At 71.6% G+C, this 24,865-nt stretch carries 27 protein-coding genes; 14 read left to right on the forward strand and 13 right to left on the reverse strand.

What is annotated here, in order from left to right; translation table 11 throughout:
* Positions 1 to 18: 18 nt before the first annotated feature.
* Positions 19 to 954 (reverse strand): LysR family transcriptional regulator, encoded by a 936-nt coding sequence (locus tag Sspor_RS16150; RefSeq protein ID WP_202199767.1) that lies wholly within the window; start codon positions 952 to 954, stop codon positions 19 to 21.
* Positions 955 to 1,164: 210 nt separating this feature from the next.
* Between Sspor_RS16150 and snpA the strand changes: the two genes are divergently transcribed.
* Positions 1,165 to 1,833, forward strand: a complete 669-nt coding sequence (gene snpA / locus Sspor_RS16155; RefSeq protein ID WP_202199768.1) for a snapalysin — start codon at positions 1,165 to 1,167, stop codon at positions 1,831 to 1,833.
* 1 nt (position 1,834) lies between these two features.
* On the opposite strand, the gene Sspor_RS16160 is transcribed toward snpA, so the two are convergent.
* From Sspor_RS16160 to Sspor_RS16180, 5 genes are all read right to left on the reverse strand, one after another.
* Positions 1,835 to 2,038 (reverse strand): hypothetical protein, encoded by a 204-nt coding sequence (locus Sspor_RS16160; protein ID WP_202199769.1) that lies wholly within the window; start codon positions 2,036 to 2,038, stop codon positions 1,835 to 1,837.
* Positions 2,039 to 2,075: 37 nt separating this feature from the next.
* A complete protein-coding gene (locus Sspor_RS16165; RefSeq protein WP_202199770.1) occupies positions 2,076 to 2,657 on the reverse strand; it encodes a dihydrofolate reductase family protein in 582 nt (193 codons plus the stop codon).
* 111 nt (positions 2,658 to 2,768) lie between these two features.
* The gene (locus tag Sspor_RS16170) at positions 2,769 to 3,362 is read right to left on the reverse strand and encodes a GNAT family N-acetyltransferase (RefSeq protein ID WP_202199771.1); all 594 of its coding nucleotides are present in this window, start codon (positions 3,360 to 3,362) and stop codon (positions 2,769 to 2,771) included.
* Between the two features lie 245 nt (positions 3,363 to 3,607).
* The gene (locus Sspor_RS16175; protein ID WP_202203688.1) at positions 3,608 to 4,660 is read right to left on the reverse strand and encodes a family 2 encapsulin nanocompartment cargo protein polyprenyl transferase; all 1,053 of its coding nucleotides are present in this window, start codon (positions 4,658 to 4,660) and stop codon (positions 3,608 to 3,610) included.
* Entirely contained in the window at positions 4,657 to 6,063 is a 1,407-nt protein-coding gene (locus Sspor_RS16180; protein ID WP_202199772.1) for a family 2B encapsulin nanocompartment shell protein, read from the reverse strand. Before Sspor_RS16180 ends, Sspor_RS16175 begins: the two co-directional genes overlap by 4 nt.
* A gap of 222 nt (positions 6,064 to 6,285) precedes the next feature.
* On the opposite strand from Sspor_RS16180, the gene Sspor_RS16185 reads away from it, so the two are divergent.
* The 6 genes from Sspor_RS16185 to Sspor_RS16210 all read left to right on the forward strand — a co-directional run bounded on the left by Sspor_RS16185 (position 6,286) and on the right by Sspor_RS16210 (position 11,163).
* Positions 6,286 to 6,741: an RrF2 family transcriptional regulator gene (locus Sspor_RS16185; RefSeq protein WP_202199773.1), complete on the forward strand. Its 456-nt coding sequence runs from the start codon at positions 6,286 to 6,288 to the stop codon at positions 6,739 to 6,741.
* 125 nt (positions 6,742 to 6,866) lie between these two features.
* A complete protein-coding gene (locus Sspor_RS16190; protein ID WP_202199774.1) occupies positions 6,867 to 8,063 on the forward strand; it encodes a globin domain-containing protein in 1,197 nt (398 codons plus the stop codon).
* 133 nt (positions 8,064 to 8,196) lie between these two features.
* Entirely contained in the window at positions 8,197 to 8,790 is a 594-nt protein-coding gene (locus Sspor_RS16195; RefSeq protein ID WP_202199775.1) for an N-acetylmuramoyl-L-alanine amidase, read from the forward strand.
* A 121-nt stretch (positions 8,791 to 8,911) separates the two neighbouring features.
* Positions 8,912 to 9,850, forward strand: coding sequence for a MerR family transcriptional regulator (locus Sspor_RS16200; protein WP_202199776.1), 939 nt, complete (start codon positions 8,912 to 8,914; stop codon positions 9,848 to 9,850).
* A complete protein-coding gene (locus tag Sspor_RS16205) occupies positions 9,847 to 10,203 on the forward strand; it encodes a hypothetical protein (RefSeq protein WP_202199777.1) in 357 nt (118 codons plus the stop codon). Before Sspor_RS16200 ends, Sspor_RS16205 begins: the two co-directional genes overlap by 4 nt.
* Before the next feature lie 51 nt (positions 10,204 to 10,254).
* A complete protein-coding gene (locus Sspor_RS16210; RefSeq protein WP_202199778.1) occupies positions 10,255 to 11,163 on the forward strand; it encodes a 1-aminocyclopropane-1-carboxylate deaminase/D-cysteine desulfhydrase in 909 nt (302 codons plus the stop codon).
* A gap of 6 nt (positions 11,164 to 11,169) precedes the next feature.
* On the opposite strand, the gene Sspor_RS16215 is transcribed toward Sspor_RS16210, so the two are convergent.
* Positions 11,170 to 12,750 (reverse strand): Na+/H+ antiporter, encoded by a 1,581-nt coding sequence (locus Sspor_RS16215; protein ID WP_202199779.1) that lies wholly within the window; start codon positions 12,748 to 12,750, stop codon positions 11,170 to 11,172.
* Positions 12,751 to 12,962: 212 nt separating this feature from the next.
* On the opposite strand from Sspor_RS16215, the gene Sspor_RS16220 reads away from it, so the two are divergent.
* From Sspor_RS16220 to Sspor_RS16230, 3 genes are all read left to right on the forward strand, one after another.
* Positions 12,963 to 13,223, forward strand: coding sequence for a UBP-type zinc finger domain-containing protein (locus Sspor_RS16220; RefSeq protein WP_030012704.1), 261 nt, complete (start codon positions 12,963 to 12,965; stop codon positions 13,221 to 13,223).
* Positions 13,224 to 13,428: 205 nt separating this feature from the next.
* The gene (locus tag Sspor_RS16225) at positions 13,429 to 13,842 is read left to right on the forward strand and encodes an ATP-binding protein (protein WP_030012703.1); all 414 of its coding nucleotides are present in this window, start codon (positions 13,429 to 13,431) and stop codon (positions 13,840 to 13,842) included.
* On the forward strand, positions 13,839 to 14,909 hold the full coding sequence (locus Sspor_RS16230) for an RNA polymerase sigma factor SigF (protein WP_202199780.1): 1,071 nt from the start codon (positions 13,839 to 13,841) through the stop codon (positions 14,907 to 14,909). Before Sspor_RS16225 ends, Sspor_RS16230 begins: the two co-directional genes overlap by 4 nt.
* 28 nt (positions 14,910 to 14,937) lie before the next feature.
* Here Sspor_RS16230 and Sspor_RS16235 read toward each other — a convergent pair whose 3' ends face one another.
* Positions 14,938 to 15,399 carry a hypothetical protein gene (locus Sspor_RS16235; RefSeq protein ID WP_372499736.1) on the reverse strand — a complete coding sequence of 154 codons (462 nt, stop codon included), beginning with the start codon at positions 15,397 to 15,399 and terminating at the stop codon, positions 14,938 to 14,940.
* Between the two features lie 84 nt (positions 15,400 to 15,483).
* Here Sspor_RS16235 and Sspor_RS16240 point away from each other — a divergent pair, with 84 nt between their 5' ends.
* Positions 15,484 to 16,449, forward strand: a complete 966-nt coding sequence (locus Sspor_RS16240; RefSeq protein WP_033219071.1) for a diacylglycerol/lipid kinase family protein — start codon at positions 15,484 to 15,486, stop codon at positions 16,447 to 16,449.
* 324 nt (positions 16,450 to 16,773) lie between these two features.
* A complete protein-coding gene (locus Sspor_RS16245; protein WP_003953983.1) occupies positions 16,774 to 17,031 on the forward strand; it encodes a WhiB family transcriptional regulator in 258 nt (85 codons plus the stop codon).
* 170 nt (positions 17,032 to 17,201) lie between these two features.
* Here the strand turns inward: Sspor_RS16245 and Sspor_RS16250 are convergent, their stop codons facing one another.
* Positions 17,202 to 18,671: a sensor histidine kinase gene (locus Sspor_RS16250; RefSeq protein ID WP_202199781.1), complete on the reverse strand. Its 1,470-nt coding sequence runs from the start codon at positions 18,669 to 18,671 to the stop codon at positions 17,202 to 17,204.
* A gap of 371 nt (positions 18,672 to 19,042) precedes the next feature.
* Positions 19,043 to 19,639 (reverse strand): TetR/AcrR family transcriptional regulator, encoded by a 597-nt coding sequence (locus tag Sspor_RS16255; protein WP_202199782.1) that lies wholly within the window; start codon positions 19,637 to 19,639, stop codon positions 19,043 to 19,045.
* An 84-nt stretch (positions 19,640 to 19,723) separates the two neighbouring features.
* Between Sspor_RS16255 and Sspor_RS16260 the strand changes: the two genes are divergently transcribed.
* Positions 19,724 to 20,485: an SDR family oxidoreductase gene (locus Sspor_RS16260; RefSeq protein WP_202199783.1), complete on the forward strand. Its 762-nt coding sequence runs from the start codon at positions 19,724 to 19,726 to the stop codon at positions 20,483 to 20,485.
* 132 nt (positions 20,486 to 20,617) lie between these two features.
* On the forward strand, positions 20,618 to 21,403 hold the full coding sequence (gene nagB / locus Sspor_RS16265; protein ID WP_202199784.1) for a glucosamine-6-phosphate deaminase: 786 nt from the start codon (positions 20,618 to 20,620) through the stop codon (positions 21,401 to 21,403).
* A 119-nt stretch (positions 21,404 to 21,522) separates the two neighbouring features.
* On the opposite strand, the gene Sspor_RS16270 is transcribed toward nagB, so the two are convergent.
* Genes Sspor_RS16270 through Sspor_RS16280 form a run of 3 tightly spaced genes read right to left on the reverse strand, consistent with a single transcriptional unit; the run spans position 21,523 to position 24,861 of the window.
* Positions 21,523 to 23,004, reverse strand: a complete 1,482-nt coding sequence (locus Sspor_RS16270) for a glycoside hydrolase family 3 protein (RefSeq protein ID WP_202199785.1) — start codon at positions 23,002 to 23,004, stop codon at positions 21,523 to 21,525.
* 7 nt (positions 23,005 to 23,011) lie between these two features.
* Entirely contained in the window at positions 23,012 to 23,869 is an 858-nt protein-coding gene (locus tag Sspor_RS16275; RefSeq protein ID WP_202199786.1) for a carbohydrate ABC transporter permease, read from the reverse strand.
* Positions 23,866 to 24,861 (reverse strand): carbohydrate ABC transporter permease, encoded by a 996-nt coding sequence (locus tag Sspor_RS16280; protein ID WP_202199787.1) that lies wholly within the window; start codon positions 24,859 to 24,861, stop codon positions 23,866 to 23,868. The genes Sspor_RS16275 and Sspor_RS16280 overlap by 4 nt, the downstream gene beginning before the upstream one ends.
* Positions 24,862 to 24,865: the final 4 nt, after the last annotated feature.

Below are 24,865 nucleotides of genomic sequence, written 5' to 3' on the forward strand. Positions count from 1 at the left end.
CTAGGAAGGACCGGGGGGCTACGCCACCTCCAGCAGCGGGCTCGCGTGGTGGTGCAGCCAGGCCCGGTACGGGGGCGTGCGCAGGGCGGCCTCGCGGTAGGCGGCGCGCAGGTCCTCGTAGACCTCGGCGTGGGCGCCCGGTCTGGTGGCCAGCAGCAGACGTACGGCGAGGGGGTCCCCGCAGAGCGGCCGGATCGCCATGTCCTCGCGCGGCCCGGAGGTCGGCTGGCAGGGGGCGACCGCCTCGCCGGAGATGATCAGCGAGGTCGCCGTGTGGTAGTCGGCGTGCAGCACCGGCGGGTCGAGTCCGGCTCCCGCGAAGACCCGGCGCAGACCGTCCCACTCGCCGTCGACCGAGGGGTCGACCATCCAGCGGTCGGCGGCCAGGTCCCGTAAGGAGACCACCGCCTGTCCCGCGGCCGGATGGTCCCGGGCCATCGACACGAACTGCGGTTCGCGGTCCATCAGTACGTGCAGCTGCAGCCCGGGCGGCACCCGCAGCGGGCTGCCCTCCACCTCGTGCACGAACGCCACGTCCAGCTGCCCCGCGGCGACCATCCTGAGCAGTGCGTTGGCGGAAACGTCCACCACGAGCGAGGTCTCGGTGTCCGGAAGTCGCCGGTGGATCCGCCTCAGCCAGCCCGGCAGCGCGCTGCTGGCGGTGGAGCCGATGCGCAGCCGTGAGGCGTGGGCCAGTTCGCGGGCCTCCGCCACCAGCGCGGCCATCTCGGCGAGCAGGGGGCGGGCCCGGCCCAGCACGGTCCGGCCGAAGGGGGTGGGCCGGCAGCCGGTCCGCTCGCGCAGGAACAGCTCTCCGTCGAGGGCGCGTTCGATACGGCGCAGCTGGGTCGTCAGGGAGGGTTGGCTCACGCCGAGTTGCCGGGCGGCCTTGTGCAGGCTTCCGGCGTCGGCGATGGCGCACAGCGCGCGCAGGTGCCTGACCTCAAGCTCCATGCCCCGAGGGTAGGCCGGTCCCTGCTGACCGCACCAGCCACCTATAGCCCCCCGAATCCCGCCATTCTCACGCTAGTTGGTCTGTCGAAATCTTCCCGATAGGCCCGCGTTATCGCGGAGTGACATCATCCGCCGGGCACATGGGCTCCCGCAGACTCCGGTTCGAAAGACCCACCCCCCACCGCACCGGACGAGTAGGAGCTCCCCCACATGCGCCACTCCCGTAAGGCCATGCTGGCCACGACCGTCGGCCTCGGCCTCGCCGCCACCCTTGGTGTCGTCCCCACCGCCACCGCCGCGCCCGCCCCCGTCGGAAACGCCGTGAGCTACGCCGCGTACGAGCGTTCGCCGGAGAACGACGCCGCCAACGCCGCCTTCTTCGAGGCCGTGCAGCGTTCGGTCGCCGAGCAGCGCGCCGCGAACCCGGGCGCCCTGGCCGTGACCGTCACGTACAACACCCGCAGTGCCCCGAGCTTCCGCAGCCAGATAGCCCGCTCCACGCAGATCTGGAACAGCTCGGTGTCCAACGTGAAGCTGCAGGAGGTGTCCTCGGGCGGGAACTTCTCGTACCGCGAGGGCAACGACTCACGTGGCTCGTACGCGAGCACGGACGGGCACGGCCGGGGTTACATCTTCCTCGACTACCGGCAGAACCAGCAGTACAACTCCACCCGGGTGACGGCGCACGAGACCGGCCACGTGCTGGGTCTGCCGGACCACTACTCGGGCCCGTGCAGCGAGCTGATGTCGGGTGGCGGCCCGGGCACCTCGTGCACGAACGCCAACCCGAACTCCGCCGAGCGGGCGCGGGTGAACCAGCTCTGGGCCAACGGCTTCGCCTCCGGCCTGGGCGCGAAGGAGCTCGCCGCCAAGGGCTGAGTCAGCGCTCCTCGGGATCCGCGTAATCGGAGCAGTCGGGGTTCCGGCAGGGACCCCGGCCCCACACCGGGATGAAGATCCCGAGGGACTTGCGCCGCCTGACCACCGTGTCGACGCGGCGTCCGCACGCCGGGCACGTCTGCTGTTCGTGCCCGGCCTGCGGGGCCACCGTCTCGTGCGCATGGTGCTGCTGTTCACCGGCCATACCTCCACGGTAGGCCGGTTTCCCCGCGTTCGGCGGGTCAGCGCCTGCGCGCGTAGGTGGTCACGACCTGCCCGCCGCCGAAGGCCTTGACGCCGGTCAGCTCCAGGTCGCGGCGGGCGAAGCCGGCCCGCGTGAGGGGGACGCCGGCCCCGGTGAGGACCGGGTAGGTCTTGATCACGAACTCGTCGATCTCCTCGACCAGCTGGGCGGCGAGGTCCGCGCCTCCGCAGAGGTAGATGCCGAGCCCGTCCTGCGCCTTCAGCTCCCGCACCCGGGCCGCCACGTCCCCGCTGATCAGCTCGACCGCCGGGTCGGGCGTGAGCGCGATCGAGCGCGTGGCCACGTACTGCTTGAGGTGGGCGTACGGGCTCGTGATCCCCGTCTTGAGGGCCGGGTCGTAGGTGCCGCGCCCCATGACGACCGCGTCGAAGTGCCGGGCGGTCGAGATGTCGACGCCCAGCATGTCGTGTGCGTGGGTCGGCAGGGTCTCCGGGTACTCGGACGTGAGGTAGCCGAGGTACTCGGGGTCCAGGTACTCGTTGAAGAAGTCGCCGTCCCCGTCCGGGTCCGCCATGAACCCGTCGATCGAGGTGGCGATGAGGTACGTGAGCTTGCGCAAGCGATTCTCTTTCACTGGGGAGTGCCACCGCATCGGAGCACGCCGCATAAAGTACTTCGCCTGCAGTGGTTACGCAAGGGGTATCGCCCGGAGGGGCGGGACCGCGGGTCCTCAGCCGCGCGGCTTGCGCCACATCGGCCACATCAGCGGCCCGTCGGGAAGCCGCACGGCCTCCCCCGTGAACTCCCAGCCGAGCCGCTCGTACAGCCCCTTGCTGCGCTCACTGCTCGCCTCCAGGTACGCCGGCACGCCCTCGCGGTCGCAGCGCTCCAGCACCGGCCGGATCAGCTCGCCCCCCAGCCCCTGACCCTGCCGGTCCGGGGCGACCGCGATCATCAGCAGGTACTCGTGCTCCTCCGCCGTCGGGTGCACCGCGCCCGTGAGGTGCCCGACCAGCTCGCACCGCTCGTTGTCCGGGTCCGCGACGGCCCGCATGCGTGCCGGGACGTCGTCCTCGCCCTCGGGCTCACCCGCCGGGACCCGCAGCCACAGCGCGGCCGCCGAGCCGTCCACGGCGTAGTCGATCCGGCCCTCCTCCAGCGCCACGTCCACGAAGACGCCCAGGAACTTCCCGTGCACCGCGGCCCGGTGCTCCGGGTCCGGGAAGACCCAGCTGCTCACCGGGTCGGTGCGGAAGGCCTCGTCGAGCAGCCGTGCCACCGCGTCCCGGTCCGACTGCTCCGCCTGACGTATCTCCAGCGCCACTGGTCACACCCTTCACTCACACGTCAACGACCGTGAGTGATCCTAGAGTTGGCGCGGACATGCGGTAAGGCCCGTTCCGGCACCGTGCGGTACCGGAACGGGCCTCGCCCCCCCCTTCGGCCCCGGGGGCTCCCCCGCCCCCGGGCCTCAGGCCCCCGACCTCAGGCCCCCGAGCTGAGGCCCCCACCCCAGGCCCCCGACCTGAGGCCCCCCGGCCCCCGGGATCCCGCCGCGCCCCCGCGCGCTCACCTCGTACGGCGCGTCACGAACTCCGCGAGCGCCAGCAGCCCGCCCGCCGCCCCGAGGTCCGGAACGGCCCGGGACAGCTGCTGGACCGCCCGCCCCATCCGGTCCGCCGCCTGGTCCTGCGCCCAGTCGCGCCCGCCGGCCCGGTCCACCGCGTCGGCCGCCCGGCCCACGTCGTCCCCGGTCATGGGGCCCGCGTAGAGCGCGGCCAGCTCCGCCCCCGCCGCGGTGCCCGAGCTGAGGGCGGCCACGACCGGGAGGGACTTCTTGCGGGCGATCAGGTCGGCCCCGGCGGGCTTGCCCGTGTGCCCGGGATCCCCCCAGATGCCGATCAGGTCGTCGATCAGCTGGAAGGCCAGCCCGGCCTCCCGCCCGAAGGCGTCCATGGCGTCGACCTCGTCCGGCCCGGCCCCCGCGTACAGGGCGCCCAGCGCGCACGCGCAGCCCAGTAGCGCCCCGGTCTTGGCGGTGGCCATGGCCACGCACTCGTCGAGCGAGACCTGCGGCCGCCGCTCGAAGGCGCAGTCCGCCTGCTGGCCCGCGCACAGTTCGATGACACAGGCCGCGAGCCGGGACGAGGCCGCCGCGGCGGCCGGGTGCGGGTCCTCCGCGAGCAGCCGCAGCGCGAGCGCCATCATCGCGTCGCCCGTGATGAGGGCGTCGGGTGTCCCGAAGACGGTCCAGGCCGTGGGCCGCCCGCGCCGCCGGACGTCCTTGTCGATGATGTCGTCGTGCAGCAGCGTGAAGTTGTGCGCCAGCTCCACGGCCGCCGCCGCCCGTACGGCGTCCTCGGCCGGCCCGGCCCCGGGACCGCGCAGGGCCTGGGCCGCGGCCAGCACCAGGGCCGGCCGGATGGCCTTCCCGGCCCCGCCCGCGGCGGGGCTGCCGTCCTCGTGCTCCCAGCCGAAGTGGTACATCGCCACGCGCCGCATCGAACCCGGCAGGCTCTCGACCGTGCGGCGCAGCTGCGGGTCGACCGCTTCTCTCGTCCGTTCCAGCAGGGCCGCGGCGTCCTGGCCCTCACCGGTCGCGATGGCGTTCACGGCGGTCAGCGCCAGCGTCCGATCTCGACGTTCTCCAGTACGCCGAGCGCGTCCGGAACCAGCACCGCCGCCGAGAAGTAGGCGGTGACCAGGTAGGAGATGATCGCCTGCTCACTGATCCCCATGAAGCGGACCGACAGGCTCGGCTCGATCTCGTCCGGGATGCCCGGCTGGTGCAGGCCGATCACGCCCTGCTCGTCCTCGCCGGTGCGCATGCACAGGATGGACGTGGTGCGGGCGTCGCTGATCGGGATCTTGTTGCTCGGGAAGATCGGCACCCCGCGCCAGGCCGGCACCCGGTTGCCGCCGATGTCCACCGACTCCGGGTAGATCCCGCGCTTGTTGCACTCGCGGCCGAAGGCGGCGATCGCCTTGGGGTGCGCCAGGAACAGCTTGGAGCCGCGCCGCATGCTGAGCAGCTGGTCCATGTCGTCGGGGCTGGGCGCGCCGTCGTGGGGCTGGATGCGCTGGTCGTAGTCGGCGTTGTGGAGCAGGCCGAAGTCGCGGTTGTTGAGCATCTCGTGCTCCTGGCGCTCGCGCAGCGCCTCGACCGTGAGCCGCAACTGCTGCTCGGTCTGGTTCATCGGGTGGTTGTACAGGTCGGCGACGCGGCTGTGGACCCGCAGGACCGTTTGTGCAATGGAGAGTTCGTACTCGCGCGGCCGCGCCTCGTAGTCCACGAAGGTGCCGGGGAGGACGGCCTCGCCCTGGTGGCCGGCGGAGAGCTCGATCGCGGCCTCGCCGTACTTGTTGGTCTCCCGGTCGGGGCGGGTCCGTACGTCCTCCACGTGCTCGCGCAGCGACTCGACCCGGTCGGCGAGGAGCTGGAAGTCCTGCCGGGACAGCGCGAGGACGGTGCCGGAGGTGGCGGCGCGGGCGGTGTACTCCCAAATCGATTCTTCATCGGCGAGGCAGTCGTCGCCGAAGTACGCGCCGTCGGCGACGGTCGCCAGGACGGCGTCCTCCCCGTAGGGCCCGGGGCCGATCTGGTCGATGCGGCCGTGGGCGAGCAGGAAGACCTGGTCGGCGGGGCTGCCGAAGGAGGTCAGCTCCTGGCCGGGTTCGAAGTCGATCTGGCGGCAGCGCTGGGCGAGTTCGCCGAGGACGTCGAGGTCCTCGTAGTCGCGCAGCAGCGGGAGCTCACCGAGCTCGGCCGGGATCACCTGGACCTGGGTGCCGGTCTTGATGAATTCCACGACGCCGTTGCCGACCGAGTAGCTCAGCCGGCGGTTGACGCGGTACGTGCCGCCCTGCACCGACACCCACGGGAGCATCTTCAGGAGCCACCGCGAGGTGATCTCCTGCATCTGCGGCGCGGACTTGGTGGTGGTGGCCAAGTTCCGTGCGGCCGTCGTCCCGAGACTGCGTTGCGGTGCCTGGGCCTGGGACTCGGAACCTGCCTGGACCGACATGTCTTTCCCTTTCGATCACTCCATGGATCTGCGGGTGCAGCCTTTCAGTACGGAACGTGGTGAGACCATTACACAAAAGGGTGGGACTACTCCTTGTGGGTGCGGGGCACCCTTTGGGGTCACCACGTTCCCCATGGACCCCCTCAGCCCCATCCGCCCCGCGCTGCGAACCTCGCAGGATCTAACTTGCATCCGGGATGCAACTTTCTCTACGGTGACCCCATGCGGCTGACCCGATTCACCGACCTGGCGCTGCGCGTCCTGATGCGCCTGGCCGTCGAGGAGGCGGACCTCCCGACCACCCGTGACGTGGCGGCGACCATGGAGGTCCCCTACACGCACACCACCAAGGTGGTCGCCAGGCTGCAGCACCTCGGCCTGGTCGAGGCCCGGCGCGGCCGCGGCGGCGGGCTGGCCCTGACCGCCACCGGGCGCGCCGCATCGGTCGGCGCGGTGGTGCGCGAACTGGAGGGCGAGGGGGACGTCGTGGAGTGCGAGGGAACCACCCCCTGCCCGCTGCGCGGCGCCTGCGTACTGCGCGGCGCGCTGCGCCGGGCCCAGGAGGCCTTCTTCGCCGCGCTGGACCCGCTCACAGTGAACGACCTGGTGGCGTCTCCGACCGGACCGCTCCTGCTGGGCATTTCGAGCAGGGCGCCGACCGGCCCCGGGGGGCACTGACCCGTCCGGACCGGTTCCGGCGGGAGCTCGAACAGAAGCCCGTCCTCCAACGGTCTTCCGCGATCAAAAATATGCATCTTGGATGCAAATTCACACAGTCACATCCATCACGCGAGGAGTTCCGCATGCTGTCCGACAAGTCGAGCGCGACCGTACGAGCCACCCTGCCCGCTGTCGGAGCGGCGATCGGCGACATAGCCGAGCTCTTCTACACCAGGCTCTTCGCGGCCCACCCGGCACTGATCCGCGACCTCTTCAACCGGGGCAACCAGAGCGCCGGCCTCCAGAAGCAGGCCCTCGCGGGCTCCATCGCCGCCTTCGCCACCCACCTCCTCGCCCACCCGGACACCCGCCCCGACGTGATGCTCGGCCGCATCGCCCACAAGCACGCCAGTCTCGGCGTGACCCGCGAGCAGTACGCAGTGGTCCACGAGCACCTCTTCGCGGCGATCGCCGAGGTCCTCGGCGAGGCCGTCACCCCCGAGGTCGCCGAGGCCTGGGACGAGGTCTACTGGCTGATGGCGAACGCCCTGATCGCCCTGGAGGAGCGCCTCTACGCCGAGCAGCGGGTCGTCGCCGGCGACGTGTGGCGCGAGTGGACCGTCACCGGCCGGGCGGAGGAGACGGCGGACTGCACCACCTTCCGGATCGCCCCCGCCGACGGCGCCCCCGCGCCCGCCCACCGGCCCGGCCAGTACGTCTCGGTCCAGGTCGAACTCCCGGACGGCGCCCGCCAGATCCGCCAGTACAGCCTCATCACCTCCCCCGGCTCCGCGGTCCGCGCGATCACCGTCAAGCGGGTCCACGGCCCGGCCGCCGCGGGCCCCGACGGCGAGGTCTCCAACCACCTGCACGCCCGGGTCCGCACCGGCGACACCCTGCGGGTCTCGGCCCCCTACGGCGACCTGGTCCTGGCGGACTCGGCCGCCCCGGTACTGCTCGCCTCGGCCGGCATCGGCTGCACGCCGATGCTCTCGATGCTGGAACACCTGGCCGACACCGGGCACGCCGCCCCGGTGACCGTGCTGCACGCCGACCGCTCCCCCGCCGACCACCCGCTGCGGGGCGACCACCGGGCCCTGACGCACAAACTGGCCGACGCCACGGCCCGGTTCTGGTACGAGCAGGACGCGGAGCCGGGCGACGGCGAGGGCCTCATGGACCTCACGGCCGTCCCCCTCGCCCCGGGCACCCGGGCCTACCTGTGCGGACCGCTCCCCTTCATGCGGGCCGTGCGCGAGCAGCTGATCGCCAGGGGGCTGCCGGCCGCCGACATCCACTACGAGGTCTTCGGCCCGGACCTGTGGCTCGCTTCGGCCTGATCCCTGGCGACTGGCTGGATCGGATCGCTCACCGTACGAATGCACTAGCCGCGGAAGGTTCGGCTCCACTAAACCGGAGGGTGACGACCCGGGCACACAGGGTGCCCGTCGCGCCCGCACGAAGGAGGCGGCCATGGCCGCACCCATGTCCGCGGACCGTTTCATCACCGCACTGCGCAACGAAGGGCTGACCGTCGTCGAGGTCGGCGCCTGGCGCACCCACAACCGCAACCACAAGGGACCCTGGGGGCCCGTGCACGGGGTGATGATCCATCACACCGTCACCCGCGGCACCGCGTACACCGTCGAGCTCTGCCGGGAGGGCCACAGCGCCCTGCCCGGCCCGCTCTGCCACGGCGTGATCGCCAAGGACGGCCGCGTCCACCTCGTCGGCTACGGCCGCGCCAACCACGCGGGCGCCGGTGACTCCGACGTCCTGGCGGCGGTGATCGCCGAGAAGCGGCTGCCCCCGGACAACGAGACGGACACCGACGGCAACCGGTTCTTCTACGGCTTCGAGTGCGAGAACCTCGGCGACGGCGAGGACCCGTGGCCGGCGGTCCAGCTCGACGCCATCGCCAGGGCCTCGGCGGCCATCTGCCGCTTCCACCGCTGGACGGCCCGCTCGGTGATCGGCCACCGCGAATGGCAGCCGGGCAAGGTCGACCCCCGGGGCTTCACGATGGACTCCATGCGCAACCGGATCACCGAACGCCTCAAGCAGTAGCCTCCGGGAGCCCGCGCGGCCCGGTTCCGGGAAGCGGTTCTTCCCGGAACCGGGCCGCGCGGGCGAACGACGTTCCGGCCCCGGTTGAGTCTCCCGTGGGGGGAGGCTTCAGGGTGGGGGCATGGACAGCGACCCGCTCCACTCCATCGGCGAACTCGCGCGCCGCACCGGCCTGTCGGTGAAAACCGTCCGGTTCTACTCCGACCAGGGCATCGTCCCGCCGACCGGGCGCAGCCCGGCGGGGTACCGGCTCTACGACGCCGGCGCGCTCGCCCGCCTGGAACTGGCCCGGACCCTGCGCGAACTCGGGCTGGACCTGGCGACCGTACGCAGCGTGCTGGACCGCGAGACATCCGTACCGGAGGCCGCGGGAGCCCTCGCCGACGCCCTGGACGTACAGATCCGGACCCTGCTCCTGCGCCGGGCGGTACTCCGCGCGGTCGCCGGACGCAGCCCCACCCCCATGGAGATGGACCTCATGCACCGACTCGCCACGCTCTCCCGGGCCGAACGGCACCGCCTGGTGTCCGGCTTCGTCGACACCGCCTTCGAGGGCCCGCACACCAACCCCGAGTTCGTAACCCTGATGCGCTCCGCCCTGCCTGAACTCCCCGACGACCCGACACCCGGACAGGTCGAGGCCTGGGTCGAACTCGCCGGGATGTGCGAGGACCCGGACGTCGGCGGGGCGCTGCGCCGCACGGCCGAGGAGCAGGCGCGGGAGCCGTCCCGGCAGGACGACGTCAGCGCCCTGCACGAGGCCGTCGACCGCACGCTGCGCGAACGGGTCGACGAGGCCGTCGCCGCCGGGCTCCTGCCGCCGTCCGCGACGGGTGAGTCCCTCACCGCCTCCCTGGGGGCCCTCTACGCCGACGCCTTCGGTCGCGCCGGGGCGGGCGACCTGCGCCGCTGGCTCCTCGCCCGGCTGCGGCCCGTTCCCGACCCGCACACCGACCGCTACTGGCGCCTCCTGGCCGCGGTCAACGGCTGGCCCGCCTCGCCCACCCTCGCGCCCGTCCACGCCTGGTTCACCACCGCCCTCGAAGGCGCGGCCCGATGAGGGCGCGCGAACTGCGGTTCGGCCTGTACGCGGACGAGCAGGGGCTGGCCTGGGTCGACCGGCTCGTCGACGCCGCGGTGGAACCCCGGTGCGCCCGGATCGTCGGCCGGGACATCGCGGACACCATGCCGGGAGGCGAGCTGCCGACGGCCGGCATGTACGACTTCCTCGCGGAACAGTGGGCCCTGGAAAACCCCGGCCGCCCCTGCGGTACCCGCCGGCCGGTCGAGCTCCGCGTCCGCCTGACGTGCTCCCTGCGCACCTGGCGCTCGATCCGCGGAACAGTGATCAGAACCCTCTGCCCCGAGGGCTCGGCCCCCCACACCTGCCACGTCCCCTGGATGGCCCGCTGACCGGCCGCACGAACGCACACCGACAGGGCCGACGCGCCGCACAATGGACGGGTGAACCGTCCCCCGAGCCTTGACGCCCGTCTGGAGCCGCGTCCGCCTTCGCCGTTGCAGGAGGTCCGCGACGAGCGGTTCGCGGCGCGGGGCGTGCGGCTCCTGCTCAAGCGGGACGACCTCGTCCATCCCGAGCTGCCCGGCAACAAGTGGCGCAAGCTCGCGCCCAACCTGCGTGCCGCCCTGGAGGGCGGTCACGACCGGCTGGTCACCTTCGGCGGGGCGTACTCGAACCACCTGCGGGCCACCGCCGCCGCCGGGCGGCTGCTCGGGCTGCGGACGGTGGGCATCGTGCGCGGGGACGAGCTCGCCGGGCGGCCCCTGAACGACTCCCTCGCCCGGTGCGCCGCCGACGGGATGCGGCTGCACTTCGTGTCCCGGTCGGACTACCGCCGCAAGGCCGAGCCGCGGGAGCTGGCCCGCCTGGTGGACTCGGCGGGCGCGGGCGGCGCGTACGTGGTCCCCGAGGGCGGCAGCAACGCCCTGGCCCTGCACGGCTGCGCCGAGCTCGGCCGGGAGCTGCGCGGCGCCGCCGACGTGGTGGCGGTCGCCTGCGGCACCGGCGGGACGCTGGCGGGCCTCGCGGCCGGGCTGGCCCCCGGGCAGCGGGCGCTCGGGGTTCCGGTGCTGGCGGGCGGTTTCCTGGCCGCGGAGATACGTTCCCTCCAGGCGGCCGCCTTCGGGGGCCCGGCAGGCTCCTGGACCCTGGCCGAGGACTTCCACCACGGGGGCTACGCCCGGGTCCCCGACGCGCTGGAGGCCTTCGCCGCCGACTTCGGGTCCCGCCACGGCCTCCCGGTGGAGCGGATCTACGTCGCCAAGCTGCTCTGGGCCCTGGCCGAACTCACCGCGTCCGGCGCCTTCCCGCGCGGTACGGCCCTCGCCGCGGTGGTCACCGGCCGGCCCTGACCGCGCTCAGGTCTCCTCGCGGTAGGCCGCGGCCTCCTCCAGGTCCAGTCTGCGCAGCAGCGCCCGCAGCATCTCGTCGTCGATCCGCCGCTGGTCCCGCAGCGTCACGAAGACCTCCCGCTCGGCCGCGATCATCTCCCGCGCGAGCCGCCGGTAGATGTCGTCCGCCGACTCGCCCGTCTCCGGGTTGACCTCGCCCAGCCGCTCCCACACCGCGTTGCGCCGGCGCTCCATGACCGTCCGCAGCCGGTCCGCCAGCGGTGGCGGGAGCGTGCTGTTCTCCGGTTCCTCCAGCAGCTCCGCCAGCCTCTCCTCGGCCGCCCGCGAGGCCTCGCTCTGCGCCTGCGCCTCCGCGAGGGTCTCGGCCTGCACGTCCTTCGGCGGCAGCTTCAGCGCCCGGATCAGCGGCGGCAGCGTGAGCCCCTGCACCACCAGGGTCCCGATGACCGTGGTGAAGGTCAGGAAGAGGATCAGGTTCCGGTACGGCACGTACACCGGCACGGAGAAGGCGATGGCCAGCGAGACCACGCCCCGCATCCCGGCCCATCCCACGATCACCGGGGCCTTCCAGTCGGTCTCCGGCTCCCGGTCCCGGATCCGCGGCGACATCCAGCGGGGCACGAAGGTCGCCGGGAAGACCCAGAGGAACCGGGCCACCACCACCGCGAGGAACACGGCGATCGCGTACCAGGCCGCGTGCAGGCCGTTGTACTCGCCCAGCCCCTTGAGGACCACCGGCAGCTGGAGCCCGATCAGCGCGAAGACCACCGACTCCAGCACGAAGGCGACCACCTTCCACACCGCCTCCTCCTGGAGCCGGGTGGCGAAGTCGACCTGCCAGTTGCGGTGCCCGAGGTACAGCGCGACCACGACCACCGCGAGTACCCCGGAGGCGTGGACCCGCTCGGCGGCCGCGTACGCCACGAAGGGGATCAGCAGCGACAGGGTGTTCTGGAGCAGGGGCTCCTTCAGCCGTGTGCGCAGGTGGTGGATCGGCACCATGAGCACCAGGCCCACGGCGATGCCGCCGACCGAGGCCAGCAGGAACTCCCCGATCCCGCCCGCCCAGCCTGCGCTCACCCCGACCGCCGCCGCCAGCGCCACCTTGTACGCGGTGATCGCGGTGGCGTCGTTGACCAGGGACTCGCCCTGCAGGATGGTCGTGATCCGGTTCGGCAGCCGCAGCTTGCGGGCGATCGCGGTGGCGGCGACGGCGTCGGGAGGCGCGATCACGGCGCCCAGCACCAGCGCCACCGGCACGGGGAGCCCCGGCACCAGCAGGTACGCCGCGTATCCGACGGCGAGGGTCGCGAAGAGCACGTAGCCCACCGACAGCATCGCGATCGGCCGGGCGTTCGCGCGCAGGTCCAGGTACGAGCTGTCGACGGCGGCCGTGTACAGCAGCGGCGGGAGCAGCAGCGGCAGCACGATGTGCGGGTCGAGGGCGTACGCGGGCACCCCCGGGACGTACGCGGCCAGCAGGCCGGCGGCGACCAGCAGCAGCGGTGCGGGCACCGGGGTCCGGCGCGCCAGCCCGGCGACGGCCGCGCTGCCGGCGACCAGGGCCACCAGCGGCAATACCTCCATCGAAGATCCACCTCAATCGTCGGCCGCTCGCCCCGAACGCGCGGGCTTGGCCGAGGAGATCCCCATGACTCGCACGGCGGGAACGTATTCTGTACGAGATCAAGCTCCGGTCAAAGCGTGACGCAACGACACTCCGCTGCATCGCGGCTCCGGCCCGTGCGCGCGGTTCACCCCGAGACTGAGGGCCGGGGTTCCGGTACAAGGAGAATGCGATGAGCGAGTGCACCCACGTTGCCGAACTGCCGCGCCCCGAACCGGTGCCCTCCCACCACACCTGCCCCGAGTGCCTGGCCCTCGGCAGCCACCCCGTGCAGCTGCGGATGTGCCTGTGGTGCGGGCACGTGGCCTGCTGCGATTCCTCGCCGCACCGGCACGCCACGGCTCACCACCAGGAGACCGGCCATCCGGTGATGCGGAGCTTCGAACCGGGTGAGACGTGGCGCTGGTGTTTTGTCGACGGTTCGATCGTCTGAAGACGGGTAGTTCAACCCTCCGCCGGTTCCCCTGATTTGGGCCCCGCAGACCCCTAGCCACTGTGCGTACCCATGGGCTTACCATCAGTCACTGGCTCGCAGGCGGGGTGCTCTGAGTGGGCACCAAGAGGGGTGCCGCGACACGATCGCCCGGATCGCGATAGCGTCACCGGCGAACAGAGCTCGTACCACCTTGGAGGTGAGGGTGTCCCAGATCGCAGGCGAGCCCGGGACTCAGGACTTCGTGGAAGTCCGGCTGCCCGCTGCGGGTGCCTACCTGTCGGTGCTGCGGACGGCCACGGCCGGTCTCGCGGCACGTTTGGACTTCACCCTCGACGAGATCGAGGACCTCCGCATCGCGGTGGACGAGGCCTGCGCGATCCTGCTCCAGCAGGCCGTGCCGGGCTCCGTCCTCAGTTGCGTGTTCCGGCTGATCGACGATTCGCTGGAGGTGACCGTCTCGGCGCCGACCACCGACGGGCGCGCACCGGAGCGTGACACGTTCGCGTGGACGGTCCTGTCGGCGCTGGCCGGCAAGGTCGAGGCCACGGTCGAGGAGAACCGGACGGTGAGCATCAGCCTCTACAAACAACGCGGCGCGGGACCAGGCCCGGCGTGAGCGGCGGGGAGATCCCGGTGCGGGGCGGGGATCGGCCCCGGGTACGGCACGAGGTCGACGGCGGCATCCCGGAGCAGCAGCACGCCCGGCCGCACCCGGCTGACGCGGATGCGGAAGACGGCTTTTTGGACTCGGCGGAGCGACGGGCGGGCCCTATGAGCGAGAACCAGCAGGAACAACCACGACCGGACCGGCCGACCGGGACGGGTGCCGAGGCCTCGGCCCCCGTGGCACCCCCGGCACCGGGGGCACCCCCGGTGCCGCCGGTACCCCCGGTGCCGGTGTTCACGGCGAGCCCGGCGCTGCCGGATCCGCGTGACCGCAGCGGGGCCCGGGCCCTGTTCATCGAACTGCGGGCACTGCCCGACGGGTCGGTGGAGAAGGCCGAGCTGCGCAACCGGCTGGTACGGATGCACCTGCCGCTGGTGGAGCACCTGGCACGGCGCTTCCGCAACCGCGGTGAGCCGCTCGACGACCTGACCCAGGTCGCGACGATCGGCCTCATCAAGTCGGTGGACCGGTTCGACCCGGACCGCGGGGTCGAGTTCTCCACGTACGCCACGCCCACGGTGGTCGGCGAGATCAAGCGCCACTTCCGCGACAAGGGCTGGGCGGTACGGGTGCCGCGTCGCCTGCAGGAGCTGCGGCTCTCGCTGACGACGGCCACGGCCGAACTGTCCCAGCAGCACGGCCGCTCCCCGACGGTGCACGAACTGGCCGAGCGGCTGGGGATCTCCGAGGAGGAGGTGCTGGAGGGGCTGGAATCGGCCAATGCCTACAGCACGCTGTCCCTCGACGTCCCGGACACCGACGACGAGTCGCCGGCGGTCGCGGACACCCTGGGCGCGGAGGACGAGGCCCTGGAGGGCGTCGAGTACCGCGAGTCCCTCAAGCCGCTGCTGGAGGGCCTGCCGCCGCGGGAGAAGCGGATCCTGCTGCTGCGCTTCTTCGGCAACATGACCCAGTCGCAGATCGCCCAGGAAGTCGGCATCTCCCAGATGCACGTCTCCCGGCTGCTGGCCCGCACGCTGGCCCAGCTCCGCGACAAGCTCCTCGTCGAGGAGTAGGCGGGCGCGCGAAGAACCGGACGACCGGTTATCGGGCCTGTTCCCCGGGCCCGATACCCAGAGCCTCGGTCGCCGTCGGATTCACCAGGAGCGCCACGACGGCCACCGCGGCCACGGCCAGCGCCACGGCGGCGGCGATCATCGCACCGCCGGTGCTGTAGAGGGTCCAGGCCACCGGCAGCGCCATCAGCTGGGTGATCAGGGCCGGGCCGCGGCTCCAGCGGCGGCCCAGGCGCAGCCCGCGGGCCGCGATCAGCGGCAGCGCGGCGAGCGCGAGCAGGGTGATCCCGCCCGTCTCGGCCTGCTGCGGGGAGTCCGGGTCGCCGGCGATCCCCACGAACAGCATGTAGATCCCGAGGCCGGCCAGCGCCAGGCCCTCCAGGGCGGTGAGCGCGGCGGCCGCGGTCAGCCGGCCGGGCAGCGCGGTGGTCGGGACGGCGGTCGGGTCCGCGGCGGGGGCGGCGGCATTCGCGGGCTGCTTCTTACTCACTCCAGCAGGGTAGCGGCGGGCCCCGGACCGCGGAGGGGACGGGCAGTAGGGTCGGCGTCCGGAGGGGTGGGTAGTCTGGCGCTCATGCGTGCACTTCTCGTGGCCAACCCAGCAGCGACGACCACCAGTGCGCGCACGCGCGATGTCCTGACCCATGCCCTGGCCAGCGAGATGAAGCTGGAGGCGGTCACCACCGAGTACCGCGGGCACGCCCGGGACCTGGGACGCAAGGCCGCCCACGAGGGCCTCGACCTCGTCGTCGCCCTCGGCGGCGACGGCACGGTCAACGAAGTGGTCAACGGGCTCCTGCACAACGGGCCCGATCCGGAGCGGCTGCCGCGGCTGGCGGTGGTCCCCGGCGGCTCCACCAATGTGTTCGCGCGCGCCCTGGGACTGCCCAACGACGCGGTCGAGGCGACCGGCGCCCTGCTGGACGCGCTGCGGGAGCAGCGCGAGCGGACGGTGGGCCTGGGTCTGGCGGCCGGTACCCCGGGCACGGAGGACGAGTCGGTCCCGGCCCGCTGGTTCACCTTCTGCGCGGGCTTCGGCTTCGACGCGGGTGTGGTGGGCCGGGTGGAGCAGCAGCGCGAGCGCGGCAAGCGTTCGACGCACGCCCTGTATGTGCGACAGCTGATGCGCCAGTTCTGGGAGGAGCCGAACCGGCACCACGGCACGGTCACGCTGGAGCGCCCCGGAGCCGACCCGGTGACGGATCTGGTGCTGTCCATAGTGTGCAATACGTCACCGTGGACGTATCTGGGCAATCGCCCCCTTTATGCCTCTCCCGAAGCCTCGTTCGATACTGCGCTTGACGTATTGGCGCTGGACCGTTTGTCAACTCCGGCGGTCGCGCGGTACGCGACACAGCTCCTGACCTCCACTCCTGAGCGGGGTCCACACGGCAAGCACGCGGTGTCTCTGCACGATCTGACCGACTTCACCTTGCATTCGAAGGTTCCGCTTCCGTTCCAGATGGACGGCGATCACCTCGGACTGCGGACCAGCGTTCGGTTCACAGGCGTACGCCGGGCACTGCGTGTGATTGTGTGAGTAGAAGGGCCTCGGGGCCTTTCACTCGAACGTTTACACGCCGGTCCACCCTCGCGATGTAGGGCTGTGACCTAGTAGACACCGACGAATCAAAAAAAACTTTCCGGAAGGGGTTGTATCCCCGTCCGAGGTTTGCGAATCTCTTCATGGCGATCGGGACAGCCCGCAACACCCGGCACCCACACAGACCGCCAGAACCCCTCCACGAATCTCTGACTGATCACCCGCGTGAAACCGGGCGGTCGCGCTTCCCTCACGGGGGGATTCGTGAAAGCGTTCACATTCACAAGCAACCTGTTCGCAATACAAGGAGATGGAGCAGCCATGGACTGGCGTCACAACGCCGTTTGTCGTGAGGAAGACCCGGAACTCTTCTTCCCCATCGGCAACACCGGTCCTGCGCTGCTGCAGATCGAGGAAGCCAAGGCCGTCTGCCGCCGCTGCCCCGTCATGGAGCAGTGCCTGCAGTGGGCGCTCGAGTCCGGTCAGGACTCCGGCGTCTGGGGCGGTCTCAGCGAGGACGAGCGCCGCGCCATGAAGCGCCGCGCCGCTCGCAACCGGGCGCGCAACGCCAGCGCCTGACAACGACTTTCGAGCCTCGACGCGCAGCGCGTAGTAACCGAATAAGCGCTCAGCACCGTGCTCTTGAGCCCCGGACCGAATCCTTCGGTCCGGGGCTCAGTGCTTTCCGGGACACGGTCCGGGGCGCCCGGGTAGGGGCCGGACCGTCACGCTGAGTCACGACATCGCTGCTACTTCTGCGGGCTGGAGGGGATGTCGAGGACGACCTTGGTGCCGCGCGGCTCGGCCCGGAGCATGTCGAACGTGCCGCCGAGCTCCCCCTCCACGAGGGTCCGTACGATCTGCAGCCCGAGATTGCCGGCCCGCTGGGGGTCGAATCCCTCGGGCAGACCGCTGCCGTCGTCGAGCACGGTGATCAGCAGCCGGCCGTCGGTACGGCCGGTTCCGGTGCGGATCGCGGCCACCTCCACAGTGCCCCGCTCCCCCTGGGTGAAGGCGTGTTCCAGGGCGTTCTGGAGGATCTCCGTGAGCACCATCGACAGCGGAGTGGCCACCTCCGCGTCCAGGATCCCGAACCTGCCGGTGCGTCGGCAGTCGACCTTGCCCGGCGAGATCTCCGAGACCATCGCGATGACCCGGTCGGCGATCTCGTCGAACTCGACCCGCTCGTCGAGGTTCTGAGACAGCGTCTCGTGCACGATCGCGATCGATCCGACACGGCGCACGGCCTCGTTGAGAGCCTCGCGCCCCTGCGGCGAATCCATCCGGCGGGACTGGAGCCGCAACAGTGCGGCCACCGTCTGGAGGTTGTTCTTCACCCGGTGGTGGATCTCCCGGATGGTCGCGTCCTTGGTGATCAATTCACGTTCGCGACGTCGCAGTTCCGTGACGTCGCGGCACAGGACCAGGGAGCCGATCCGGGTGCCCTTCGGCTTGAGCGGAATGGCGCGGAGCTGGATGACCCCGCCGTTGCCGTCGACCTCGGTCTCCCGGGGGGCCCAGCCGCTGGCGAGCTTGACCAGGGCCTCGTCCACCGGTCCGCGGGAGGGGGCGAGTTCGGCGGTGGTGTTGCCCAGGTGCTGGCCGACGAGGTCGGAGGCGAGGCCGAGCCGGTGGTAGGCGGAGAGCGCGTTCGGGGAGGCGTAGGTGACCACGCCGTCGGCGTCGAGCCGGATGAGGCCGTCGCCGACGCGCGGGGAGGCGTCCATGTCGACCTGCTGGCCGGGGTACGGGAAGGAGCCCGCCGCGATCATCTGGGCGAGGTCGGAGGCGGACTGGAGGTAGGTGAGCTCCAGCCGGCTCGGTGTACGCACAGTGAGCAGATTGGTATTGCGGGCGATCACGCCCAGGACCCGCCCCTCGCGGCGGACGGGGATCGACTCGACGCGGACCGGCACCTCCTCGCGCCACTCGGGGTCGCCCTCGCGCACGATCCGGCCCTCGTCGAGCGCGGCGTCCAGCAGCGGGCGGCGCCCGCGCGGCACCAGGTGGCCGACCATGTCGTCCTGGTAGGAGGTGGGACCGGTGTTCGGGCGCATCTGGGCGACCGAGACGTACCGCGTGCCGTCGAGGGTGGGCACCCACAGGACGAGGTCGGCGAAGGACAGGTCGGAGAGCAGCTGCCACTCCGAGACCAGCAGGTGGAGCCACTCCAGGTCGGTTTCACCGAGAGCGGTGTGCTGGCGTACGAGGTCGTTCATGGAGGGCACCTTGCGAGCGTACCCCGGGTACTCGCCATGACTTTCCCCACGGCGGTACTCAGGAGTATCCAAGGGGGGTGCGAGCCGCGTACTGTTGGAGGAAGTGACGGGTTTCCAGGCCCTGTCATTGGATGGACAGAACAGAATGGTCTAGTCCACAATTGACATCAGAACCTCCGCCCTCCCCGCACAGGAGGACGGATCGAGGTAAGCCGCGCGCTCTGCCCTGACCGCGCGGGCACCTCCACCGGCCGTCGGGAACCGCACACCTGTCGGCCGTAAGTACTCCGGGCTACGGTGCCGGGCGGGTCGAGGGTCCCGTCCTGCACCGTGGCCCAGAGGAACTCCCCCGCGGAACGCGCCCCGGCCGGTCAGGCCGCGGGCCAGGCCAGCAGGGCCCGCTCCGCCAGCGCCTCCAGCTCCTCCCGGCTCGCGCCGTCGCGCGACTGCTGGGACATCCCCTGAAGCACCGCCCCGGCGTACCGGGCCAGCGCCCGCGCGTCCGTGTCCGCCGGCAGCGCGCCCGCGGCCACGTCGGCCCGGATGCGGCTCTCGAACATGGCCAGGTTGGCGTTGCGGCGCTCGCGCAGGGCCTGCGCGACCTCGTCCGAGGTGGTGTTGATCGCGGCGCTGATCACCATGCAGCCCCTCGGGTGGGCCGGGTCGGTGTAGACCTCGGCGGCCTCGCGCAGGATGCGGGCGACGGCCGCCCGGGCCGTGGGTTCCTCGGCGAGCGCCACGCTCGCGAAATCCCCGTACCGGCCGCCGTACACCACCACGACCTCGTCGAAGAGCTTGCGCTTGTCGCCGAAGGCCGCGTAGAGGCTGGGCGCGCTGATGCCGAGCGAGGCGGTCAGGTCGGAGATGGAGGTCGCCTCGTAGCCGCGCTCCCAGAAGGCCAGCATCGCCTTGTCGAGGGCGGCGTCGCGGTCGAAGGAACGGGGTCTGCCGCGCTGTCCGGTCACCATGCCCGCATTCTATAGCGGGCGCTAGGGAATCTGGTACGTTCCTTTCTGTAGCGACCACTAGCGATTACCGGAGGGGGGCGCGTCATGGGCGTGCTCAAGGGGAAGACGGCACTGGTCACCGGCGGCAGCCGGGGCATCGGGCGGGCCGTGGCCGAGCGGCTGGCGCGGGACGGGGCACTCGTCGCGGTGCACTACGGACGCGACGAGGCGGCGGCGAAGGAAACGGTCGCGGCGATCGGGGCGGCCGGCGGGCGGGCCTTCGCCATCGGGGCCGAGCTCGGCGTCCCCGGCGACGCGCAGGCCCTGTGGGCGGCGTACGCGGCCCATCCCGCGCACACCGAGGGCGTGGACATCCTGGTCAACAATGCCGGGGCGGCGGCCTTCGCGGGGATCGGGGACACCGACGAGGAGCTGTACGACCGGGCGCACGCGCTCAACGCCAAGGCGCCGTTCTTCGTGATCAAGTACGGGCTGGAGCGGCTGCGCGACGGGGGCCGGATCGTGAACGTGACCGGCACCCCGGACATCGCCCTGCCGGCCATCCTGGCCACGGTCACCGCCAAGGGCGCCACGAACGCGCTGACCCGGTCACTGGCCGCCGAACTGGCGCCGCGCGGGATCACCGTGAACTCGGTCGGCCCCGGCATCACCGACACCGACCTCAACGCGGGCCTCCTGGCGGACGAGGCGACCCGGGCGCACCTGGCCGCCCGCTCCGTCTTCCACCGGGTGGGCACGGCGCAGGAGGTCGCCGACGTGGTGGCCTTCCTGGCCTCGCCGGACTCCCGCTGGGTGACCGGCCAGCACCTGGACGCGACGGGCGGCCTGCAGCTCGCGCTGATCTAGAAAGCCTCGCGGGGGGCCGGGCGGCCGGATCCGGACCACCATGGAAAGGAAGGGGCGAGGCCCTGTCACGGACGGCCGCCTCTGCTAGATTGGTCTATACCACCCGACCCACTCCAGATCGGCAGGCCCCGCGTGGAAGTTGTCATCGTCCCGAACGCCAAGGCAGGCGGCGAGCTCATCGCGGAGGCCATGGCCGCCCTGGTGAGGCGCAAGCCCGACGCCCTGCTCGGCGTGGCGACCGGCTCCACCCCGCTGCCCGTCTACGAGGCCCTCGCCGCCAAGGTCAAGGCCGGAGAGGTCGATGCCTCCAGGGCCCGGATCTGCCAGCTCGACGAGTACGTCGGCCTGCCGGCCGGGCACCCGGAGTCCTACCGGGCGGTCGTGCTCCGCGAGGTCGTCGAACCCCTCGGTCTGTCCGAGGCCGCCTTCATGGGCCCCGACGGCTCGGCCGAGGACATCGTCGGCGCGTGCGAGGCCTACGACCGGGCCCTGGCCGAGGCCGGCGGTGTCGACCTCCAGCTGCTGGGCATCGGCACGGACGGCCACATCGGCTTCAACGAGCCCTGTTCCTCCCTGGCCTCCCGCACCCGTATCAAGACGCTGACGGAGCAGACCCGCGTGGACAACGCGCGCTTCTTCGACGACGACCTGGAGCAGGTGCCGCACCACGTCATCACCCAGGGCATCGGCACCATCCTCGACGCGCGCCACCTGGTCCTCCTCGCCACCGGTGAGGGCAAGGCCGAAGCCGTCGCGCAGACCGTCGAGGGCCCGCTGTCCGCGCTGGTCCCGGCCTCCGCACTGCAGCTGCACCGGCACGCCACCGTGATCGTGGACGAGGCCGCCGCCTCGAAGCTGAAGCTGGCGGAGTACTTCCGCCACACGTACGCCGACAAGCCCGCCTGGCAGGGCCTGTAGCCGCACGGGCACGACACGAAGGGCCTGCACCCCGGGGGGTGCAGGCCCTTCGGTGTGGCCGATGCCGTAGGTCGGCCCGTCAGGCGTTCGAGCAGCTCCGCGCAGCGGCAACCGCCGGGCTACGCCCCCGCGATGACCTCCGCGGCGGCCCGCCCGCAGACCCGGGACGCGCCGTGGGTGGCGATGTGCAGCGCACCCCGCGGCGCGGCCATCGGCAGGCCCATCTCGACCACGACCGTGTCCGGCCGGGCCCCGACCAGCGCGTCGAGGGCCTCGGTCATCCAGGGGTGCCGGTGCGCGTCACGGACCACCGCGACGACGGTACGGTCCCCCGCCGCCGCCAGGATGTCCCCGGTGGAGGAGCCCTCGGGGTAGACGCCCGCCCCGGTGCCCGGGAGCAGGCCGGCGAGTTCGGCCGCCACGCCCCACGGGGTCTCGTCGCCCACCGCGATGTTCGCGACGGGCGCGAGCGTGGCGACGTAGGGCGCGGTGAGCGGCTTGGCCGAGCCGGTGACGAGCAGGGCGCGGCGGGCGGCCGTCAGCCCGATGCCGGACGCGCGGCTCCCCTCCGGCTGCGCGTCCGGCCGGGCTCCGCGGGTCCATGCGGCGAGCGCGCGGACGCGGGCGGCGGCGTCGGCGAGGCGCTCCTCGGGCAGTGCCCCCTCGCGGACGGCCGCGACCAGCGCGTCGCGCAGCCGCAGGACGGTGGCTTCGTCGGCGAGTCCGCCGCCGACGCAGATGGCGTCGGCGCCGGCCGCGATGGCCAGGACCGAGCCGCGCTCGATCCCGTACGTCCCGGCGATGGCGTTCATCTCCATGCCGTCGGTGACGATGAGGCCCTCGTAGCCGAGCTCGCCGCGCAGCAGACCGGTCAGGATCTGCGGGCTGAGTGTGGCCGGGCGGGTCGGGTCGAGGGCGGGCACCAGGATGTGCGCGCTCATCACGGCCTTGGTGCCGGCCTCGATCGCCGCCTTGAAGGGGACGAGTTCGCGGGCCTGGAGGGTGTCCAGGTCCACGTCGATGCGCGGCAGGGCGTGGTGGGAGTCGACGCTGGTGTCGCCGTGGCCCGGGAAGTGCTTGGTGCACGCGGCCACGCCGGCGGCCTGGAGGCCCTGGACGTAGGCGGCGGTGTGCCGGGCGGCGAGGTGGGTGTCGGCCCCGAAGGACCGTACGCCGATCACCGGGTTGTCCGGGTTGGAGTTGACGTCGGCGGACGGGGCCCAGTTGAGGTTGACCCCGCACTCGGCGAGGCGGCGGCCCAGCTCTCGGGCGACGTTCCGGGTGAGGCCGGTGTCGTCGACGGCGCCGAGGGCCAGGTTGCCGGGGAAGGAGGAGCCGCCGCGGACCTCCAGGCGGGTCACGTCGCCGCCTTCCTCGTCGATGGCGACCAGGACGTCGTCGCGCTCGGTGCGCAGCTGCGCGGTGAGCGCGGCGAGCTGCTCGGGCGAGGCGATGTTGCGGCCGAAGAGGCCGACGGCGGTGAGCCCTTCGCCGACCCGGCGCAGCAGCCAGGCCGGGGCGGTGGTGCCCTCGAAGCCGGGCTGGAGGACGGCGAGGGCGTCGCGGGTGACCGTGTCGGTGCGGTGCGCAAGAACAGTCATGGGGCCGTCATCCCTTCACGGCGCCGGCGGTCAGGCCCGCTGCCATCTTGCGCTGGACGATGAGGAAGAGGATCACGATCGGAATCGCCATCATGGTGGAGCCGGCCATCATGGGGGCGAACTCGGTGCCGTGCTTGGTGGTGAAGTTCCCGAGCCACACCGTGGCCGTCTGGTTCTGCTGGCTCATCAGCATCAGGGCGTAGAGGTACTCGTTCCACGCCTGGATGAAGCCGTACACGGACGTGGCCACCATGCCGGGGGCCAGGAGCGGGAAGACCACCCGGATGAAGGCGCCGGTCGGAGTGCAGCCGTCGACCTGCGCGGATTCCTCCAGCTCCTTCGGGATGTTCACGATGAAGCCCCGGAGGGTCCACACCGTGAAGGGGAGGATGAAGGTGAGGTAGGTGATGATCAAGCCGGTGAGCTTGTCGTACTGCCCGAGGTCGTTCAGCAGCAGGAACACCGGGATGATCATCGCGACCAGCGGGATCATCTGGACGGCCAGGATGCCGACGATCACGATCTTGCGGCCGCGGAAGGCGAACCGGGAGATGGCCAGGGCCGCCAGCATGCCGACGGCGATGCCGATGACCACCACGACGAGCGAGACGATCAGGCTGCGTCCTACGGGACCCCAGAAGTCGGAGATCTCCAGGGCCCGCTTGAAGTTGTCGAGCGTGAAGTTCGTCGGGAAGAACCGGGGGTTCGGGTCGATCGCGTCCTTGGCCGGCTTGAACGCGGTGTTGAGCATCCAGTAGACCGGGAAGCCCAGCGTCGCGAAGACCAGCAGCCCGAGGACGTTCCAGCCGAGCTTGGACTTCGTCTTCTGCTTGAGCGGCGCGACGGGCGCGGTGGTCGAGGTCATTCCACCTCTCCGATCTTGAGCATCTGACGCATGTACACGGCGACCACCCCGAGCAGCAGCAGCACGGTCACCAGGGCGATGGCGGAGCCGCCCGAGTAGTCGTTGACCACGAACGCCTGCTGGTACGAGTAGGTGGTGAGCAGCTGGAACTCGGCCTCGGGGTTGCCGTTGCGCATCACGAAGACCTGCGGGAAGACGCCCATGTCCCAGATCACCGAGAGGGTCGTCAGCATGACGATGATCGGCTTCAGGATGGGGAGCGTCACGTGGCGGAACACGCCCCAGGCACCGGCGCCGTCGAGGCGCGCGGCCTCCTCCAGCTCCTTGGGCACCTGGGTCAGGCCCGCGCTGAGGGTGATGACCACGAAGGGCACCGCCCCCCAGATGACCAGGAGCATGATCACCGCGAGGCCCTCGGGACCGCTGGCGAACCAGTTGTGGCCGATCATGTCCACGCCGGGCAGCTTGCTCATCAGGTAGTTGAGGACGCCGTAGTCGGCGTCGAAGAGCCACTTGAACACGGCGGTGGCGACGATGATGGGCATCCCCCAGCTCGCCACGAGGGCGACGCTGATGAGGATCTTCACGAAGCCGGACACCTTCTGCAGCAGCAGCGCTATGAGCATGCCGATGACCATGGTCAGGATGACCGCGCCCGCCGCGAAGACCACCGTGCGCGCGACGACCGCCCAGAACTCGCCGTCGCCCAGGACCTTCGAGAAGTTGTCGAAGCCGACGAACTCGGCTTCCTTGAAGCCCCAGAGCTCGGACTTGCCGAAGTTCTGGAAGGAGAGGGACACCAGTCTGAAGAGCGGGTATCCCATGATGAGAACGATGATCAGCAGGCACGGCGCCAACAGCAGCCAGGGGGCCGCACCGGGCCCCTTCCGGCTGGGCGTGCCCGATGTACCGGCACTTCCTGTCCCCGCTCCGGGGGAAGTCTTCTGCTTCGCCGGCGGCTGGTCGGCGGTGGTTGTCTGTGCGGCACTCATCGCG

Source organism: Streptomyces spororaveus (genome assembly GCF_016755875.1).
In the GTDB taxonomy this organism is placed as follows: domain Bacteria; phylum Actinomycetota; class Actinomycetes; order Streptomycetales; family Streptomycetaceae; genus Streptomyces; species Streptomyces spororaveus.

Coding starts and splice junctions, on each gene's coding strand:
- Sspor_RS16185 (WP_202199773.1), top strand. CDS start 6,286: ATGCGGCTGACCCGATTCACCGACCTGGCGCTGCGCGTCCTGATGCGC.
- Sspor_RS16255 (WP_202199782.1), bottom strand. CDS start 19,639: ATGGTGACCGGACAGCGCGGCAGACCCCGTTCCTTCGACCGCGACGCC.
- Sspor_RS16200 (WP_202199776.1), top strand. CDS start 8,912: ATGGACAGCGACCCGCTCCACTCCATCGGCGAACTCGCGCGCCGCACC.
- Sspor_RS16260 (WP_202199783.1), top strand. CDS start 19,724: ATGGGCGTGCTCAAGGGGAAGACGGCACTGGTCACCGGCGGCAGCCGG.
- Sspor_RS16220 (WP_030012704.1), top strand. CDS start 12,963: ATGAGCGAGTGCACCCACGTTGCCGAACTGCCGCGCCCCGAACCGGTG.
- Sspor_RS16270 (WP_202199785.1), bottom strand. CDS start 23,004: ATGACTGTTCTTGCGCACCGCACCGACACGGTCACCCGCGACGCCCTC.
- Sspor_RS16245 (WP_003953983.1), top strand. CDS start 16,774: ATGGACTGGCGTCACAACGCCGTTTGTCGTGAGGAAGACCCGGAACTC.
- Sspor_RS16180 (WP_202199772.1), bottom strand. CDS start 6,063: ATGTCGGTCCAGGCAGGTTCCGAGTCCCAGGCCCAGGCACCGCAACGC.
- Sspor_RS16160 (WP_202199769.1), bottom strand. CDS start 2,038: ATGGCCGGTGAACAGCAGCACCATGCGCACGAGACGGTGGCCCCGCAG.
- Sspor_RS16215 (WP_202199779.1), bottom strand. CDS start 12,750: ATGGAGGTATTGCCGCTGGTGGCCCTGGTCGCCGGCAGCGCGGCCGTC.
- Sspor_RS16275 (WP_202199786.1), bottom strand. CDS start 23,869: ATGACCTCGACCACCGCGCCCGTCGCGCCGCTCAAGCAGAAGACGAAG.
- Sspor_RS16205 (WP_202199777.1), top strand. CDS start 9,847: ATGAGGGCGCGCGAACTGCGGTTCGGCCTGTACGCGGACGAGCAGGGG.
- Sspor_RS16240 (WP_033219071.1), top strand. CDS start 15,484: ATGCGTGCACTTCTCGTGGCCAACCCAGCAGCGACGACCACCAGTGCG.
- Sspor_RS16150 (WP_202199767.1), bottom strand. CDS start 954: ATGGAGCTTGAGGTCAGGCACCTGCGCGCGCTGTGCGCCATCGCCGAC.
- Sspor_RS16280 (WP_202199787.1), bottom strand. CDS start 24,861: ATGAGTGCCGCACAGACAACCACCGCCGACCAGCCGCCGGCGAAGCAG.
- Sspor_RS16250 (WP_202199781.1), bottom strand. CDS start 18,671: ATGAACGACCTCGTACGCCAGCACACCGCTCTCGGTGAAACCGACCTG.
- Sspor_RS16195 (WP_202199775.1), top strand. CDS start 8,197: ATGGCCGCACCCATGTCCGCGGACCGTTTCATCACCGCACTGCGCAAC.
- snpA (WP_202199768.1), top strand. CDS start 1,165: ATGCGCCACTCCCGTAAGGCCATGCTGGCCACGACCGTCGGCCTCGGC.
- Sspor_RS16190 (WP_202199774.1), top strand. CDS start 6,867: ATGCTGTCCGACAAGTCGAGCGCGACCGTACGAGCCACCCTGCCCGCT.